The sequence below is a fragment of the Streptomyces sp. NPDC088354 genome, from assembly GCF_044753585.1.
GTDB lineage: Bacteria > Actinomycetota > Actinomycetes > Streptomycetales > Streptomycetaceae > Actinacidiphila.
On record NZ_JBIVNJ010000001.1, the window covers coordinates 207306 to 224417 of the forward strand.

Here is a 17112-nt window from a genome sequence, read left to right on the forward strand (position 1 = left end):
CGAAGGGTCTGATGGAGCCCAGGTGTCCCCTGCCTGTTCTTCCTATTCCCTGACGTAACGCCGCTGTTCCGGCGCTAGGGTGATCAAACGAGCGTGGTGTGTCCGGCGTCACATGTTTCGTGGCGTCGTGTGCCCGGACAGCGTCGGACACCACGCAGGCAGGGGGGGTATGCATGCGCGAAATGGTCAAGGGCGCCAACGTGGGATTGGCGGCGCTCAGTGAGAACGCGGGCTCCGTGGTCGTGAGCCTCGCCTGGAGCAGCGCGACGGGGGACGGGGACGCGGATGTCTCGGTGCTCTTGCTGGATGAGAACGGGAAGGTGCGCAGCGACGCGGACTTCTACTTCTATAACAACCCGGCCGCGGTTGACGGCAGCGTCCAACTCTTCGACAAGTCGCCTGCCGCCGCTGGCAACGAGGACCGGATCGGCCTCGACCTGACGGCGATCGCACCGGGTGTGGAGCGGGTTGTTGTCGCGGCCAGCCGGTACGGCGGTGCGAATTTCGGCGAACTGGACGACCTGCGGTTGACGTTGAGCGACCAGGCAGGCGAGCCGTTGCTCGCCTTCGCCATCGAGGATGCGGGTGCCGAGAGCGCCTTCATTTTCGCGGAGCTTTACCGACGCGGTGAGGAATGGAAGTTCCGAGCCGTCGGGCAGGGATACGAGAGCGGCCTTGCCGGTCTGGCCGTGGACTTCGGGATCGACATTGACGACGATGCCGACGTCACCGAGGAGGCACTACCGGAAGCCGTGTCCCACGAGTTGGTTGAGGCACCGGACGTGGTGCGGTCCGCAACCGTACCCGCTCAGTCGGCGTCGCCGGAAGCCGAGGCCCGGCCGGCACGACGCCCTCGTACGGCGAAAAAGAAGATCACGCTCCCAAGGGCGCCCAAGAAGTCCCTTGCGGAGAACGACGCGTGGCGTCGGGCCCGTCTCTTCCCGGCCTCGTCGCTCCGGAACGATCGCGAGCGGGAGACACGCGCGACGTCGGTGCTGTTGTCGGTGATGGCCCAGGTGCCCGAGTTCGGACGTCGGCTCACTGCCGCGTTCGGCGCTCCGGCGGGCAGGATGGAGACGTTCACCGAGGTGTCGCTGCCGCACGGGGACTCGCCCAAGCGGCCTGACGGCGTCATCCGCGTGGAGCGGGCAGGCAAGCTGTGGACGGCCCTGGTCGAGACGAAGACCAACGGCAACGGGCTGAACTCCCAGCAGGTACAGGCCTACATGGACATCGCTGCCCGGCGCGGTTATGAGGCCGTGATCACCCTGTCCAACGACGTGGCCCTGGAGGGCAGCCCGCTCGTCGACGTGAAGATCGACGGGAGGCGCAAGCACAAGGTCGCGCTGTGGCACCTGTCCTGGGCAGAGGTGACGCATCAGGCGCAGATGCTCATCCGCCACGAAGGGGTGGGCAACGCGTCTCACGCCTGGCTCGTGGGCGAGTTGCTGCACTATCTGCAGCACGAGAATTCCGGCTGCCACGGCTTCCAGAACATGGGCCCTGCCTGGGTGCCCGTGCGCAACGGCATCGACGACGAGACGCTGTGCCAGGGCGACAGCCGTGCTGTCGAGGTCGTCGAGAGCTGGGAGCGACTGATCCGGCAGGTGTGTCTCAGGCTTGGGGGCGAACTGGGAATGAAGGTTCTCCCGGTACAGCGCAGCCGCCGTGGCACAGACCCGCGTGTCGGCCGTGCCGCCCTCGCGGACCGGTTGTGCGAGGACGGGCGACTCCACGCCGAACTGCTGGTCGACGGTACGCCGGGCATCCTGGCCCTCGTCGCGGACCTGCGCACCGGCAAGCTCCGGACCTCCATCGACATTCCCGCGCCGGACGCTGGATACCCCCTGACGTGGGTCAAGCGTCTGATCCGCCAGCTTGCCGAATCCCCTGCCGACCTGCACATCGAGACCCTCGTGAACGGCCAGGGCAACGGCCCCCGCGGCACCCTCGAACGGCTGCGTCCAGAGCCTGCCGACCTGCTGCCCAAGGGCGACGCCGTGATCACCGGCTTCCGGTTGTCGCTGTTCAAGGGCATGGGCACGACGCGCGGCACCGCCGAGAAGGGCTTCATCCGGAGTGTGGACGACGCGGTCGACCATTTCTACTCCGGTGTCGTCGCCCGTCTGGAACGCGATGCGGCGCCCAGCAGGCGCCAGCCGGCCGCCGCCCGCGGCGGGGAGTGACCGGGCGGCATGCAGCAGCCGGAGTACGCGCTGCGGCCCGTCGGGCGGGTGGAGTCGCCGTTGAAGCGCAGGCGGGACGCGCCGAAGCAGGCGGACGAGGGGGCGCCCGAGGCGTGGCTGGTGTTCGAGCCGGCGGTGGCGGAGGGGCTGCGCGGGCTGCGGGCCGGCATGGAGGTGCTGGTGCTCACCTGGCTGGACCGGGCGCGCCGGGACGTGCTGGAGGTGCGGCCGCGCGGCGAACCGGACCGGCTGCTGACCGGGGTGTTCGGCACGCGGTCGCCGGACCGGCCGAATCCGCTGGGCCTGCACCGGGTGGAGATCGCCGAGATCGAGGGCCTGCGGGTACGGGTGCGCCGGCTGGAGGCGCTGGACGGCACGCCCGTGGTGGACGTCAAGCCCGTGCTCGGGCGCTTCGACGAGCGGTGACCGGGGGTCCCGCGCGCCGCCGCGACGGCCCCGGGTACGGGACCAGGTCCCGCACCCGGGGCCGTCGCGTCACACGGGGGCGGCGTCGCGCGGGTCGACCGGCAGCGGGGCGAAGGGCAGCAGTTCGTCGCGGCCCGGCTGCACGACGCTGTACGTGCTCTCCGGCATCTCGTGCCAGGCGTCCGGCAGGTCGCCCAGCGGCTCGGAGACCACCAGCCGGGTCTCCGGGGAGACGTCCTGCAGCCACCACAGGTCGGGGTGCAGCTCCTCCAGGGACCTCACGCGGCTGCTGAAGAACAGCGAGCGCGAGCTGCGCCGGCTGGAGTAGCGGAACGCCCACAGCCGTTCGCCGTCGGTCACCGCCACGGTCATCTGCATCGGGAACTCCACCCCGTGCTCGTGGCCGACCCGCTCCACCAGGCCCACCATGTGGGCGACGGCGTTCGGCGCGTCCTGGTCCAGCCCGAGACTGAGGGCGAGCAGGAACATCACCTCGGAGTCGGTGGAGCCCTCCAGACGTGAGAACAGCACGGGATCGATGGCCATCGACAGGTCGCGGCGCAGCCGGTGGAAGTCGGTGATCGCGCCGTTGTGCATCCACAGCCAGCGGCCCAGCCGGAAGGGATGGCAGTTGGTCTGCTGGATCGCGCTGCCCGTGGAGGCCCGCACATGGGCGAAGAAGGTCGGCGAGGTGACGTGGTGCGCGATCTCCCGCAGGTTGCGGTTGTTCCAGGCGGGCCCGGTGTCGCGGATGATCGCGGGGGTCTCCAGCCCGGGGGAGTACCAGCCGATGCCGAAGCCGTCGCCGTTGGTCGTCTCGACGCCCATGCGGGAGTGCAGGCTCTGGTCGATCAGAGAGTGCTGGGGCTTGTACAGAATGTTGTCGAGCAGCATCGGCGTGCCCGTATAGGCCAGCCACCGGCACATCAGCACCACCCTCTTCCCCGGGTGTCCCCTCGTTCTCCCCCTTCTACTTCTTTACCCCCCTTCGTGCCCCGCCGCAGGCCGGGGCCCGCCTCACTCGGCAACGGTGCATTCGCCGTCCCTGGTTCCGGGAGCGCGCACAGTGCCACGTCCCACTCCCCCTCGGCCCCGTCCCCCGGGCCGTCCGGTGGAACGGCCGCCGTCGCGCGCGTGACGGCGTCGAAGCACGACGGGTTCTGCGTGATCGCGGTGGTCAGGATGCGGACGCGGGCCTGCTCGAAGGTGTTCGCGGTCGCGGACCACTCGGGGTCCTCGTACGCATGGCGTTGCGCCGTGCGCACCTGCCCGGTGAGCGTCGGTGACCGCCTGCCGCGCGTCGGCGCAGGACGCCGTGCGCTCCTCGGACGCCCCCGGGACGTCACCGCCCGCGGCCAGTGCCGCCCCCGCCGCGCCGCCGACCAGCGTGATCCGCGTTCTCCCCATGCGGCGGATGCCAGGTCACCGGCCCGGGATCCCCGCGGGGGCAGCCTTCGGGCCGCCCGGTCCGTAGGCTCCGCGGCATGCTGCTTCGTCAACTGGAGTACCTGGTCGCGCTCGCCCGCGAACGGCACTTCGCACGCGCCGCGGAGGCCTGCTACGTCTCCCAGCCCTCGCTGTCCGCGGCGATACGGAAACTGGAGCACGAGCTCGGGGTGCCGATCGTGATGCGCGGCCGCCGCTTCGAGGGCCTGACGCCGGAGGGCGAACGGGTGCTGGCCTGGGGGCACCGCATCCTGGCGGAGCGGGACGCGTTGCGGCAGGAACTGTCGGAGATGCGCGGCGGGTTGAGCGGCACGCTGCGGATGGGCGCGATCCCCACCGCGCTGACCGCCGCTTCGCTGCTGACCACGCCCTTCTGCGCCCGGCACCCGCGGGCCCGGGTGAGCCTGGAGTCGCTGTCCTCGGGGGACATCACGCGCCGGCTGGCCGACTTCGAGCTCGACGTGGCGATGACGTACCTGGACGACGACACGCTCGTCCACGTCCGGAAGTTCCCGCTGTACGAGGAGCGTTACGTCCTGCTGACGCCCGCGGACGGCGCCCCGGGCCCCGGCGCCGGCCCCGGCCCGGCGGAGAAGGTGAGCTGGGCGCAGGTCGCGGCGCTGCCGCTGTGCCTGCTGTCGCCGCGGATGCGCAACCGGCGGATCATCGACGGGTGCTTCGCCGCCGAGGGGGTGACGGCCGACCCGGCGGTGGAGTCCGACACGGTGGCCGGCCTGTACGCGCATCTGGTGGGCGGCCGCTGGTCGAGCGTCATCTCGCACGCGTGGCTGCACATGTTCGGGGTGCCGGACGGCATGCGGGTGGTGCCGCTGCGCGGCCCGGCGCGGGGGCCGCGGGTTGGCCTGGTCGTCGCGGACCACGAGCCGGGGTCGGTGCTCGGCGGGGCGCTGCTGGAGGTCGCGCGCGAGGCGGGTGTGCGGGACGCGCTGGACGAACTGCTCCACACCTACCTGGGACGCCGCTGACCGCAGGTGATAGCCGTCGGCTATCCCGAGATAGCGACAATCGCTTTGACCTGCGGAATCTCCGGCGAGGATGGTGAAAGGCACCTTCCGGCAACGGCGTTGAGGAGCCGCGATCATGGCCAAGGTTCTCTGTGTCCTGTACGACGACCCGACCGACGGGTACCCGACCACGTACGCCCGTGACGACCTGCCCCGCATCGACCACTACCCCGGCGGTCAGACCACGCCCACCCCGCAGGACACCGACTTCACCCCCGGTCACCTGCTCGGCAGCGTCACCGGCGAACTGGGCCTGCGCCGCTTCCTGGAGAGCCGCGGCCACACGCTGGTGGTCACCTCCGACAAGGACGGCGACGGGTCGGTCTTCGACCGGGAACTGCCGGACGCCGACGTCGTGATCTCCCAGCCCTTCTGGCCCGCGTACCTCACCCCCGAGCGCATCGCCGCCGCCAAGAACCTCAAGCTGGCCATCACCGCGGGCATCGGCTCGGACCACGTCGACCTGGACGCGGCGATCGCGCGCGGGGTCACCGTCGCCGAGGTCACCTACTGCAACAGCATCAGCGTCGCCGAGCACGTGGTGATGATGACGCTGTCCCTGGTGCGCAACTACCTGCCCTCCCACAAGGTGGTGCTGGACGGCGGCTGGAACATCGCCGACTGCGTGGCCCGCAGCTACGACCTGGAGGGCATGCACGTCGGCACGGTCGCGGCCGGCCGGATCGGGCTCGCGGTGCTGCGCCGGCTGGCGCCCTTCGACGTCAAGCTGCACTACACCGACCGGCACCGGCTCCCGGAGGAGACCGAGCGCGAGCTGGGCCTGACCTGGCACGCCGACACCGCCTCGATGGTGCCGCACTGCGATGTGGTCACCATCAACGCGCCGCTGCACCCGGAGACCGAGGGCCTGTTCGGGGACGAGCTCATCGGCACCATGAAGCGCGGCGCGTACCTGATCAACACCGCGCGGGCCCGGATCGCCGACCGGGACGCCATCGACCGGGCGCTGCGCAGCGGTCAGCTGGCCGGCTACGCGGGCGACGTCTGGTACCCCCAGCCCGCACCGGCCGACCACCCCTGGCGGACCATGCCGCACCACGGCATGACCCCGCACATCTCCGGCTCCTCGCTGTCGGCGCAGGCGCGCTACGCCGCCGGCACCCGGGAGATCCTGGAGTCCTGGCTGGACGGCAAGCCGATCCGCGACGAGTACCTGATCGTCGACGGCGGGGCGCTGGCCGGGACGGGCGCGCACTCCTACTCGACCTCCGCGTCGGCGGGCGGTGCCTCCTGACGGGGCGGGCAGGGGCCGGCGGGGCCGGCGGGGCCGTCAGACCGTGTCGATGTGCACGTTGGTGGACTTCACGCGGGCGGTGGCCTCCATGCCGACCTCCAGGCCGAGTTCCTCCACGGCCTCACGGGTGAGCAGGGACACCAGCCGGTGCGGGCCGGCCTGGATCTCCACCTGGGCCGCGACGTCGCCGAGCTTCACGGCGATGACGATGCCGGGGAAGGCGTTGCGGACCGAGGTGTGCGGCACGTCGTCCTCGGCGCCTCCCCCGGTGCGGGCGAGCTCCACCGAGAACGCGGCGAGGTCGCGGCCGTCGATGAGCCGGCGGCCGCCCTCGTCGCGGTGCGTGGCGACCCGGCCGGCGTCGGCCCACCGGCGCGCGGTGTCGGGGCTGACGCCGAGCAGCCGGGCTGCCTGGCCGATGGTGTAGGAGGGCATGTCGGATTCCTCTCGCCTCGGCCCGACGATATCCCGCCCCCCGCCCCGGGGGCGGGGTACCGCCGCCTGCCCCCGGGGCCGCGTCACACCGCCGCCAGCGCCTCCGTCGGGGGCAGCCGCGAGGCACGGACCGCCGGGTAGACACCCGCGGCCGCGCCCACGACGAGCGCGCCGAGCACACCCGCGGCGAGCGCGAGCGGCGGCAGGACCGGCGGCCACGACCGGGAGAGCGCGTAGCCGGCCGTCGCCGCCGCGCCCAGGACGGTGCCGGTGAGCCCGCCCAGGACGGACAGGGCGACGGACTCCGCGAGGAACTGCCCCCGGATCTGGCGGCGGTTGGCGCCCAGGGCCCGGCGCAGGCCGATCTCCCGGCGCCGCTCCAGCACCGAGACCACCATGGTGTTGGCCACGCCGATCCCGCCGACCAGCAGGGCGACCCCGGCCAGGCCCAGGAAGAGGGCCGAGAAGGTGTGCTGTGTGGCGCGCTTGGCGGCCAGCGCGTCCGAGGGGCGGCTGACCTGAACCAGGCCGGGCAGTTCGGGGTTGACGGTGGCGGGCAGCACGTCGCGCACCGCCTCGATCCGCGACTCGACCGCCTTGACGTAGATCACCGTGGGGTGGCCGTCGAAGCCCAGGGTGTGGCGGGCCGCGTCCCAGCCGACCAGGACGGAGGTCTCCAGTTCGGGGGTGAGCGGCATCGGCCGGAGCACGCCGATCACGGTGAACGCGTGGCCGTCGATGGACACCAGCGGCTCGCTGCCCGGGACGATCCGGTCGAAGCCCAGCCGGGACGCGGCGCGGGGGCCCAGGACGGCGGTCGGGAAGTGCTCGCTGGCGGGGGTGAGGAACCGCCCCGACCCCATACCGCCGCCGATCGTGTCCAGCAGGTTGGTCCTGGCGGCCAGGACGGTCATCCCGATCGAGTCGTTGGGATCGGCCAGATCGGAACGCCGCACCGTCGCATGGGTGTTGGCGACCGCGCTCGCGCTGGTGACGGGGCCGATGCGGGCGGCCATGGCGTCGGCGGCCTCGGGGAGCAGGGCTTCCGGCCCGCTGCCGGACGGCGGCGGCTGGGCACGCAGCATGTTGGTGCCCAGCGCGGACAGTTCGTCCATCAGCGCCCGCTGGCTGGAGGCGGGGATGCCGGTGACCACGACGAGCGTCGCGATGCCGATGGCGATGCCCAGCGCGGACAGCGCGGCCCGGGTCCTGCGGGTGCGCAGGCCCAGCAGGCCGAGCCGCAGGACGTCCAGGGGGGCGAGTCTGATGCGCTGGTTCATACGGGACTCCCGGCGGGGGTGCGGGTGGTGTCGGAGGAGATCCGGCCGTCGCGCAGTTCCACCCGGCGCGGCAGCCGGGCGGCGACGTCCCGGTCGTGGGTGATGACCGCGATGGTGGTGCCCTCCCGGTTGAGCGCGGTCAGCAGGTCCAGCACGGCCTGCCCGTTGGTGCTGTCCAGGGCCCCGGTCGGTTCGTCGGCGAGCACCAGCGCGGGCTCGTTGGCCAGTGCGCGGGCGATGGCGACCCGCTGCCGTTCGCCGCCCGACAATTGGTGCGGCAGATGGCGGGTGCGGTGCGCCAGGCCCACCCGGGCCAGTGCCTCCTCGGCGCGCGGGCGCCGCAGCCGGCGCGGCACGCCCGCGTACAGCAGGCCGGTGGCGACGTTCTCCGCCGCGTCGAGGCCGTCGGTGAGGTGGAAGTGCTGGAAGACGAAGCCGAGCAGCCGGGCGCGCAGCGCGGACAGCCGGCCGTCGTCCAGTCCTGAGACGGCGTGCCCGGCGATCTCGACGGTGCCGGAGGTCGGCCGGTCCAGGGTGCCCATGATGTGCAGCAGCGTGGACTTGCCGGACCCGGACGGCCCCAGGATGGCCAGCAGTTCGCCCTCCCCGACGGTGAGCGACACCCGGTCCAGGGCCGTGACGCCGCCGGGGTAGGTCTTGCTCACCTCGTCCACGACGAGGACGGGCGCGGCGGGCGGCCTGCTCATGAGGCCGTCACCACGGTCATGCCCTCGCTGACGCCCGGTCCGCTGATCTCCACCAGGCCGTCGGAGAACATCCCGGTCTTCACCGCGACCAGGGCGCCCCCGGGCCGCTGCACCGCGTACCCGCCCTCCCGGAGTGCGACGAGCGCGGTGACGGGGACGGTGAGGACGCCCTTGCGCTCGGTGCTGGTGAACAGGACCTGTACGGAGGCGGAGTCCAGCGCCTCGACGTCCGCGGCCCGCCGCGGGGTGACGGTGACGGCGACCGTGGGCGGGCCGGCCTGTGCCTGCTCCTCGTCCGAGGAGCCGCCCTGGACGGCGCGGGCGACCACGGTGACGGTGGCCGGGACCTCCCGGTTGTCGGGCAGCGTGACGGTGACGGCCTGCCCGGTGCGGACGCCGCCCACGTCGGTGGCGTCCAGGGTGAGCGCCACCGACTTGGCCGTCGAGGTGTACGTCAGCAGGTCCGCCTCCGCGGGGTCCCCCAGGACGGCTCCGACGGTGTTCACCCGCACCGGCCCCGGCAGGACCACGGCCCGGCCGAGTGCGAGGGTGCCGGTCGCCTGCTGGCCGGTGTGCTGCTGCCACCGCTTGAGCGCGGCGCTCAGGGCGGGGGTGAACTCGTCCCCGCCGGACGCGCCGTCCGCCCCGGCCGTGCCGCGCGACGACCACCCGGTGTCCCCGGTGTCGTACCCCAGGGCCCTGAGGTTGTCGGCCAGCACCGTGACGTCCCGGCCGTGCAGCCCCGGCTTGTCCAGCGGGCGGAAGAACGGGGTGTCGCCGAAGAAGACGGTGACGGGCTGGTCGTTCACCCAGTACAGGGGCTTGCCGCGGGCGGCCCGCGCGCCGGGGGACGGCAGCCGGGTGACCGTGCCCGCGCCCTTGCCGCGCAGCGGCAGCGGCCGGCCGTAGCCGAGGGTGCCGGGCATCGTGCGGCGGGTCGAGAGGTCGGTCCTGGCCACCTTGGCGGTGTGGAGGTGGACCGGCTGCTCGGGCGCGGTCTCGTGACTGCCGGCCCGCGCGTTCCAGGCGAAGGTGCCCGCCCCGGCCGTCCCGGCGGACAGCAGGACGGCCAGGGTCACCGTGAACCGGTGCCGGCGGCGCACGTGGAGGCGGTGCTCAGCCATGCTTGCCGCCGAAGGACTTGACCTTGCAGCTCAGGTCGAGGTCCGCCGACTTCTCGGGGCTCAGGGTGTTCGTGCCGGTGTAGGTCCAGCCGGTGTTGCCCGGCAGCGCCGTGACGTGCAGGCCCCCGTTGTTGAGGCAGGCGATGTAGTCGCGGTAGTCCTCGTCGAAGTCGGGGTTGGTCTCGCGCTCGGTCTCGGGCGGCTGGAGGGGCAGCTTCCCGGCGCAGGCCTTCTCGGCGGCCTTGGCGGTGGGGCTGTTGTCGTTCTGGTCGACGGAGTAGGGGCCGCGCTGGAGGTTCATCTTGTGCCCGTGCTCCTTCAGGCACTTCCAGTAGCCCTCCCAGTAGACCTGCGTCTCGGCGTCGGTCATGTCCAGGCGCAGTTGCGGCCGGCCCTGGTCGGCGGCCGTGGAAGGGGAAGGGGCCGCGGCGGTGGGGGAGGTGTCCCCGGCGGGCGGGGCGGACGCGGTCTGCAGCGAGGCGACGTCGTCCTTGCCGGCGGCGGTGTCGCCGGCCGGGGAGGAGGAGCCGCCGCAGCCGGCCAGCAGCAGGGCGGAGGCGAGGACGGCGGCGGGGACGGCGGCGGCCCCCAAGGAGCGCGGGACGCGGCGGGGGATGCGTGAGCGGGTCATGCCGCCCCATCGTGGGCGGCGAATGTGGGGAAGCTGTCAGGAAGCGTTCGCGGTCCGTTGGTCCCGTCCCGGAAGCGCCCGCGACCAGGGAATCGCGTCATTTGTCATATCTATACTCCCGGCATGAGCGCACGCATCCTGGTCGCCGAGGACGACACCAAGCAGGCCCAGCTGGTCCGCCTCTACCTGGAGCACGAGGGTCACACGGTGACCGTCGTGCACGACGGCCGGGCCGCGCTGGAGGAACTGCGCCGCGATCCGCCGCACCTGCTCGTCCTGGACGTGATGATGCCCAAGGTCGACGGCCTCGACGTCTGCCGCATCCTGCGCCGCGAGTCCGACCTGCCGGTGCTGATGCTGACCGCCCGCTGTACCGAGGACGACCTGCTGCTCGGCCTGGACCTGGGCGCCGACGACTACATGGCCAAGCCCTACAGCCCGCGGGAGCTGGTCGCCCGGGTGCGGACCCTGCTGCGGCGGGCCCGCCCCGCGCCGGCCGCCGCCCCCCGCCCGGACCCCGTTCTGACCGCGGGCGGCCTCGCCGTCGACCCGGTACGCCACGAGGTGAGCTGCGACGGCGAGCCGATCGACTGCACACCGGGGGAGTTCCGGCTGCTGGAGACCCTCGCGGAGCAGCCAGGACGGGTCTTCACCCGTGAGCAGATACTCGCCCAACTGCACGGGACCGGGCGGTACTTCACCGTGCGGACGGTGGACACCCACGTGATGAACCTGCGCCGCAAGATCGAGCCCGACCCGGCCCGCCCGATCCGCCTGCTCACCGTCTACGGCGTGGGCTACAAGCTCGCGGGGGACGTGTGACCCGGCCGGGCCTGCGCGGCAGCCTGGTGCTGCGGTTGCTCGTCCTGTCCGTGCTGATATCCGTCTGCTCGATCGGCGCGACCGCCTGGCTCGCCGTCCGCACCACCGCGCGGGCGATCCACCAGGAGCAGGGCCAGGCCTTCGCCGACGACGCACGGATCTACGACGCGCTGCTGGGCCTCGCGGCGGGCCAGGACGACTGGCACGGCGCGCAGCCGCTGGTCGACCGGCTGGCGCGGAAGACCGGGCACCGGATCGCCCTCACCGACCAGAACCGCCGGCCGTTCGCCGACTCCGCCGGTTCCTCCGGCGCCCGTTCCGCGCCGTTGCCCGACCGGGCGTCGGCGACCGTGGACCCCCTTGCGGTCGACTCGGTCTTCGTGCCCGGCGCGGTCGACTCCGACCGCATCGACCCGCGGGCGGTCGGCCCGTTCCGGCTGCCGCCCACCGAACGCGACCACCTGAGGGAACTGGCCCAGCGGAAGGCTGCCTGCCTGCACGACGTCTTCGGCATCGACACCACCGTCACCACCACGCCCAGCGGGCGGCCGCGGCTGCAGACCTACCTCGTGCAGCCGCCCACCGGCTCCCGCTGCGAGGCGGTCGACCTGGGCGAGCCCACGGCCACCGAGGCCCGCGCGCTCGCCCGGCTCAACACCCTGGCCGACACCTGCCTCGCCCGCCGCGACGCCCCGCCCGTGCAGCTCGCCCTCGACCTGACCTGGACGACCACCGGGTCCCGGAGCCCGGCGGCCCGGCGCACGCAGGCGCAGTGCCTGGCCACCGCCCGCCGTGAGCAACTCACCCCGTACGTCGCCCCGCCCGCGCTGCTCTTCGTGGGCGCTCCCGACCCGGAGGCGGCCGTCCCCTCCTCCCCCTTCGACCTGTCCGCCCCCAACCGGGTGCGGATCGCCGGGGTTGTCGGGGGTGTGCTGCTGCTCACCGTGGCCGTCACCGTCGTCCTGGGCCTGCGGCTGGTACGGCCGCTGCGCGCGCTGACCGGGGCGGCCCGGCGGTTCAAGGACGGCGACGTCTCCGCGCGGGTGGCGGTCACCGGCCGCGACGAGATCAGCCGGCTCGCGGAGGTCTTCAACGACATGTCCCGGCGCCGGGCCGAACTGGAGCGGCTGCGCACCGCCATGGTCGGCGACGTGGCCCACGAGCTGCGGACCCCGCTCAGCACCATCCGCGGCTGGCTGGAGGCCGCCGAGGACGGCATCGTCCCCGCCGACCGGGCCCTGATCTCCTCGCTGCTGGAGGAGGCGCTGCTGCTCCAGCACGTCGTGGACGACCTGCAGGACCTCGCCGCCGCCGACGCCGGCGAACTACGGCTCCACAAGGGCCCGGTGGACCTCGCGGACCTGCTGCGCCAGGTCGCCGGCGCGCACCGCGGCCGCGCCGACAAGGCCGGGGTCGTCCTCGCCGTGGACACCGCCGACGACCTCGGCGGCCTGCACGGCGACCCGGTCCGGCTGCGTCAGGCGGTCGGCAACCTGGTCTCCAACGCCCTCCGTCACACCCCGGCCGGCGGCACCGTCACCCTGCGCGGCCGGCGCGCCGGCGACACCGCCCTCGTCGCGGTCGCCGACACCGGCACCGGCATCGCGGCCGAGGACCTGCCGCACGTCTTCGACCGCTTCTGGCGCGCCGAGAAGTCCCGCAGCCGCAGCACCGGCGGCAGCGGTCTGGGCCTCGCCATCGTCCGCAACCTCACGCAGGCCCACGGCGGTACGGTCGGCGCCGAGAGCACCCTGGGCGCCGGCTCGGTCTTCACCCTGCGGCTGCCGTTCAGTGGGGAAACGTCCGGGGCGGCCGCTGACGCGGAAGCCCGTCGCGGAACTCCTCGACGATCGAGCTGATCTGCCGGGTGAGCTGCGTGCCCTCCAGCCGGTCGAGGTACAGGTTGCGGCGGGCCAGGCCCACGGCGTCCACGCAGAAGTACAGCGCCATCAGCGGATTGACGAACAACTCGCTGTGCCGGGTGCGCTCGGTGAACTGCGCGTTCCCGAACTCGCCGCGCACGGCGGCCGCCACCGAGCCGTTGACGATGCTCGGGTGGTCGGGCGTCGCGGCCTGCGCGTCGGCGACCGCGTCCAGGTAGAGCGCTCCCTCGCGGCTGTCGCGCGGCAGGGAGAACGCGCCGAGGTACGCGCCGTCCCGTTCCAGCGCGGCCAGGTTCTCCAGCACCAGTGTGTGGTTGACGCCGTGGTACGCGTCCACCCCGAAGCCGAGGCACACCACGAGACGCTCGGCCACGTCGGTCAGCCCGTGGACGGCGCCGAGGCTCGCCATGTCCTCCTCCGGGGTGCCGAGACCGTGCTCGTCACCCCGCATCAGGATGTCGGTGCCCCCGTCGGCCAGCACGATCGCGTCGACCCCGCCCAGGTGCGCGATCAGCGCCCGGTAGGCCGCGCGCAGCGGCTCCACGCCCGTGCGCTCCAGCGCGTACACCGTGGACGGCATCCCCCGCCCCTCCAGCCACCGGGCGAGGCTGCGTTCCGGGAAGTACGTGCCGCGCGCCACGGTGTCCGGGCGGATCGCGGCGACGCCCGGCTCCAGCCACACGTCCGTGTCCAGGCCGTACAGATCCGCGAACGACAGGTTGGCCAACGCCACCTCCTTGCCGGCCGTGCGCAGCGCCAGCGCCAGGGGAAGCCCGGCGTACACGTCGAATCCGCCGCCCGCTCCGGCCACGAGCACCCGCCGGGCGTCCCGCAGCCGCGTGAAGAGGGCCGGCTCGTCAAGGGAGAGCACCGGGGGACGGTAACAGCCCCTCGCGGGACCGCCGCCCGGGGAGGCGTTGGGCCGTTCGGGGGAAAACCCCGGCGGGACGCGCGTGGCGACCGGGGAGCGGGCGGCGGACCGCCGGACGAGCTGGGACAAGCGGTGTATAACCGCGGTGTCGGGGTCGTGCGGCGGGGTCGCCTGCGCAGGGGCCGCGGGGTCGAGGGATACGGGGAACGGTGAAGAGGATCGCCCGAGTGGGAGTCGTCGTCGCGGGAGCCCTGGGTGCCCTGGCCACCGTGCCGGGGGAGGCCGCCGCCCAGGTACCGGGCCCGGAGCCGTCGCTGCTGCACGCGGTCGCGGGCGCGGACGTCGGCACGGTGCTCCAGGCGGGGCCCAACGTGGTCTGCGGGCCGCTGATCGGCTTCACCTACCACGGTCCCGTGACCTGCGTGAACGGCCCGATCCGCAGCGGCAACAGCCGCAACAGCGGGAATTTCGTCAACCGCGGCAACCCCAACAACAGCGGCAACCTGTCGAGCTCCAACGGCTCCACCGGTTCCAACAACGCGGTCAACGGCGACGCCGTGGACAGCGCCAACTCGACCCAGGTCATCCGGGGACAGGGCGGCCGGGGACGCTAGCCGGGGGCGCCGAGTGGTCGGGCAGGGGAGCCCGGCGGACAATGGTGGCGCATGTGCTGATTCCGCCCACGGGGGGCGTGAGGATCGAGAGGTCTGCGATGACACGAGCCGTGCGATACGCCCTCATGACCGCCGGCGCGGGGACCCTGCTGCTGGCCGGCACCGCGCCGGCGCTCGCAGCCGGGCCGGCCGACGTCCGCGCCCGCTGCACGCCGAACACCCGGGTCTGCGCCAACGGCCCGGTGGACAGCGGAAACCTCAACAACAGCCAGAACGTCACGATCAACGGGACCGCGAACAACAGCGGCAACCCCATCATCGCCATCGCCTCTCCGAACAGTTCCAACACCTACGACGGCTCGGGCGACAACAGCTGGAACAACATCCAGCAGCTCACCCGGGCCATCGGCGGCTGACGCGGTTCGCGCCGGTCCGTCCCGCGAAGGCCGCGCTACGGCGCGGTCTTCGCCCCGTAGGTGGTCAGGAAGCGGTTGCGGAAGGTGTCCATCCGCCACACCGGCGCGTCCGGGTGCGGCCGGAGGCCGTCCTGCCAGCCCCAGCCCGACATGCGGTCGAGCACGTCCTTGTCGTGGGCGACGATCGCGATCGGCACGTCGTGGCTCGGGTTCTTCCCGCTGACCATGGTGGTCGGCTGGTGGTCGCCCAGGAAGACCAGCACGGTGTTGTCGTTGCCGTACCGCTCCACCCACGACACCAGGTTGCTCACCGTGTACTCGATGGACTTGGCGTACTCCTGGCGCACCGAGTGCGCGCTCTTCCAGACGTCGTCGGGGTTCTTGCCCTCCTTGTTGATGGCGTTGAAGACCGAGCCGTCGCCGAGCTCGTCCCAGCCCACCGTGCGCGGGATCGGCGCCCAGGGGCGGTGGCTGGAGACCAGGATGATCTCGCTCATCAGCGGCTTGTCGTGCTTCTGGCCGTGCTCCATGCGCTGGAAGGCCTCCAGGCTGTACTGGTCCGGCACCGGCGACCAGCTGAAGTTGGGGCCCTTGTAGCCGAGGTGCTGGGAGTCGTAGACGTGGTCCAGCCCGTAGAACTTGCCCTCCGGCCAGGACCGGATGACACCCGGCATGATGCCCACCGTGCGCCAGGCGTCCGCCCGTTGGAAGGCGCCGGTGAGGGTGAGCCGGTCGCTGGAGGTGACGGTGCGGTAGCGCTGCTGGTTGTCGATCCACAGCCCCGACAGGAACGTCGAGTGCGCCAGCCAGCTCCCGCCGCCGAACGTCGGCGAGGTGAGGAACGCGCTCCGCGAGGAGAAGCCGGCCGCCTTCAGCCGGCGCGTCCCGTCCGCCAGCATCGCGTCCACCTGGGGCGCCATCTCCGGCGACTCGACCGCGCTGCGGCCGTAGCTCTCCACGAAGGCGAAGATCACGTCCTTGCCGCGCAGCCCGCTCAGCAACTGGTCCGGCGGCACGTGGGCGAACGGGTCGACGGCCGCCTCCTTGGCGAATTCCTTCGAGTCCGCCAGGCTGACCTGCGCCATGTGGACGTGGTTCGTGGCCTGTTCCACCGTGGTCTTCGCGGCCAGCGGATCACCGGCGATCCGCACCCCGAAGGCCGCCAGCGCCACCCACAGCGTCCCGAGCACCAGCGTGCCGCGGGTCGCCACGGCACTGTGCCGGGCGACGACGTCGCTCATCCGCACGAGGGCCAGCGTCATGAGCACGAGCAGGGCCACGACCAGCAGGATCGCCCCGATGACGGCGGCGACGGCGAAGGCCTGGCCGGAGGTCTCCTTCAGGTACTCCTCGCCGTCGCTGATCAGGGTCCAGTCCAGCACGGGGTCGAAGGGGCGGTAGAGCACCGACCAGAAGCCCATGTCGAGGAACTTCAGGAGGGTCAGCAGACCGAGCACGATGCCGAGCACGACGGCGGCGATCCGCCGCGGCCGCGGCGGGAGCAGCAGCGCCAGCCCCACACCGAGCAGGGCCTCCGCCGGGATCCGCGTGAACTGCGCGACCGTCAGCCTGTCCAGCGTGTCCGGCAGCAGCACGGCACCCAGCACGAGCACCGCGGCCAGCACGGTCGTCGCCGTCGCCACCCCTCGTGCCGCCCCCGGATACCGCCCGCGCCATCCGCGCGGGGTCTCGTCCCGGGCGGGCGCGCCGACGGCCTCGGCCGGGTTCCCCCCGGCAGCCTCGGGCTCTGCGGCCTGAGCCGCCGTGTCGGGGTCGGGGTCGCCGGGCTCGGCCGGTTCGGGGGCGTCGGCGGCTTCCGTGGCCTCGGTGGACTCCGTCGCGGTGTCGGCCGGTTCGGCCGGGCCCTGCTGGGCCGCGGCGTCCTCGGGGACGCCGGTCTCGTCGGGCGGCACGTCCTTGTCCGTGCCCGGCGGCTGTTGAGAACGCGTGAAGAGCGACAACCCGAAGGTCCTTCCGTACGAGGCCCCGCT

At 72.8% G+C, this 17112-nt stretch carries 16 protein-coding genes; 8 read left to right on the top strand and 8 right to left on the bottom strand.

Annotated features, from left to right (window positions below; all coding sequences use genetic code 11):
- Positions 1 to 173 precede the first annotated feature (173 nt).
- Together ACIP98_RS00955 and tsaA are read left to right on the top strand one after the other, a co-directional pair.
- Positions 174 to 2186: a TerD family protein gene (locus tag ACIP98_RS00955; protein WP_401973063.1), complete on the top strand. Its 2013-nt coding sequence runs from the start codon at positions 174 to 176 to the stop codon at positions 2184 to 2186.
- Positions 2187 to 2195: 9 nt separating this feature from the next.
- The gene (tsaA, locus tag ACIP98_RS00960) at positions 2196 to 2612 is read left to right on the top strand and encodes a tRNA (N6-threonylcarbamoyladenosine(37)-N6)-methyltransferase TrmO (protein WP_401973064.1); all 417 of its coding nucleotides are present in this window, start codon (positions 2196 to 2198) and stop codon (positions 2610 to 2612) included.
- Positions 2613 to 2681: 69 nt separating this feature from the next.
- On the opposite strand, the gene ACIP98_RS00965 is transcribed toward tsaA, so the two are convergent.
- Positions 2682 to 3539, bottom strand: a complete 858-nt coding sequence (locus ACIP98_RS00965) for a class II glutamine amidotransferase (RefSeq protein ID WP_319660168.1) — start codon at positions 3537 to 3539, stop codon at positions 2682 to 2684.
- Positions 3540 to 4096: 557 nt separating this feature from the next.
- Here ACIP98_RS00965 and ACIP98_RS00970 point away from each other — a divergent pair.
- Together ACIP98_RS00970 and ACIP98_RS00975 are read left to right on the top strand one after the other, a co-directional pair.
- The gene (locus ACIP98_RS00970) at positions 4097 to 5044 is read left to right on the top strand and encodes a LysR substrate-binding domain-containing protein (protein WP_401973065.1); all 948 of its coding nucleotides are present in this window, start codon (positions 4097 to 4099) and stop codon (positions 5042 to 5044) included.
- 115 nt (positions 5045 to 5159) lie between these two features.
- Entirely contained in the window at positions 5160 to 6338 is a 1179-nt protein-coding gene (locus ACIP98_RS00975; RefSeq protein WP_401973066.1) for an NAD-dependent formate dehydrogenase, read from the top strand.
- 36 nt (positions 6339 to 6374) lie between these two features.
- Here ACIP98_RS00975 and ACIP98_RS00980 read toward each other — a convergent pair whose 3' ends face one another.
- From ACIP98_RS00980 to ACIP98_RS01000, 5 genes are all read right to left on the bottom strand, one after another.
- Positions 6375 to 6773: a helix-turn-helix transcriptional regulator gene (locus tag ACIP98_RS00980; RefSeq protein ID WP_319660171.1), complete on the bottom strand. Its 399-nt coding sequence runs from the start codon at positions 6771 to 6773 to the stop codon at positions 6375 to 6377.
- An 83-nt stretch (positions 6774 to 6856) separates the two neighbouring features.
- Complete coding sequence (locus ACIP98_RS00985) at positions 6857 to 8053, bottom strand: ABC transporter permease (RefSeq protein ID WP_401973067.1); 1197 nt, start codon at positions 8051 to 8053, stop codon at positions 6857 to 6859.
- Entirely contained in the window at positions 8050 to 8760 is a 711-nt protein-coding gene (locus tag ACIP98_RS00990; protein ID WP_401973068.1) for an ABC transporter ATP-binding protein, read from the bottom strand. The genes ACIP98_RS00985 and ACIP98_RS00990 overlap by 4 nt, the downstream gene beginning before the upstream one ends.
- Positions 8757 to 9884, bottom strand: coding sequence for a hypothetical protein (locus tag ACIP98_RS00995; RefSeq protein ID WP_401973069.1), 1128 nt, complete (start codon positions 9882 to 9884; stop codon positions 8757 to 8759). The genes ACIP98_RS00990 and ACIP98_RS00995 overlap by 4 nt, the downstream gene beginning before the upstream one ends.
- The gene (locus tag ACIP98_RS01000) at positions 9877 to 10515 is read right to left on the bottom strand and encodes a hypothetical protein (RefSeq protein WP_401973070.1); all 639 of its coding nucleotides are present in this window, start codon (positions 10513 to 10515) and stop codon (positions 9877 to 9879) included. The genes ACIP98_RS00995 and ACIP98_RS01000 overlap by 8 nt, the downstream gene beginning before the upstream one ends.
- A gap of 123 nt (positions 10516 to 10638) precedes the next feature.
- Between ACIP98_RS01000 and ACIP98_RS01005 the strand changes: the two genes are divergently transcribed.
- Entirely contained in the window at positions 10639 to 11337 is a 699-nt protein-coding gene (locus ACIP98_RS01005; RefSeq protein ID WP_319660176.1) for a response regulator transcription factor, read from the top strand.
- Positions 11334 to 13196, top strand: a complete 1863-nt coding sequence (locus tag ACIP98_RS01010; RefSeq protein ID WP_401973071.1) for a sensor histidine kinase — start codon at positions 11334 to 11336, stop codon at positions 13194 to 13196. Before ACIP98_RS01005 ends, ACIP98_RS01010 begins: the two co-directional genes overlap by 4 nt.
- On the opposite strand, the gene ACIP98_RS01015 is transcribed toward ACIP98_RS01010, so the two are convergent.
- Positions 13126 to 14091, bottom strand: coding sequence for a DUF1152 domain-containing protein (locus tag ACIP98_RS01015; RefSeq protein WP_319660178.1), 966 nt, complete (start codon positions 14089 to 14091; stop codon positions 13126 to 13128). The two genes, ACIP98_RS01010 and ACIP98_RS01015, sit on opposite strands and share 71 nt — an antisense overlap.
- Positions 14092 to 14318: 227 nt before the next feature.
- Between ACIP98_RS01015 and ACIP98_RS01020 the strand changes: the two genes are divergently transcribed.
- Both ACIP98_RS01020 and ACIP98_RS01025 read left to right on the top strand, forming a co-directional pair.
- Positions 14319 to 14705: a hypothetical protein gene (locus ACIP98_RS01020; protein WP_319660179.1), complete on the top strand. Its 387-nt coding sequence runs from the start codon at positions 14319 to 14321 to the stop codon at positions 14703 to 14705.
- 98 nt (positions 14706 to 14803) lie between these two features.
- Entirely contained in the window at positions 14804 to 15121 is a 318-nt protein-coding gene (locus ACIP98_RS01025; protein WP_319660180.1) for a hypothetical protein, read from the top strand.
- 35 nt (positions 15122 to 15156) lie between these two features.
- Here ACIP98_RS01025 and ACIP98_RS01030 read toward each other — a convergent pair whose 3' ends face one another.
- A complete protein-coding gene (locus ACIP98_RS01030) occupies positions 15157 to 17082 on the bottom strand; it encodes a sulfatase (RefSeq protein ID WP_401973072.1) in 1926 nt (641 codons plus the stop codon).
- Positions 17083 to 17112: the final 30 nt, after the last annotated feature.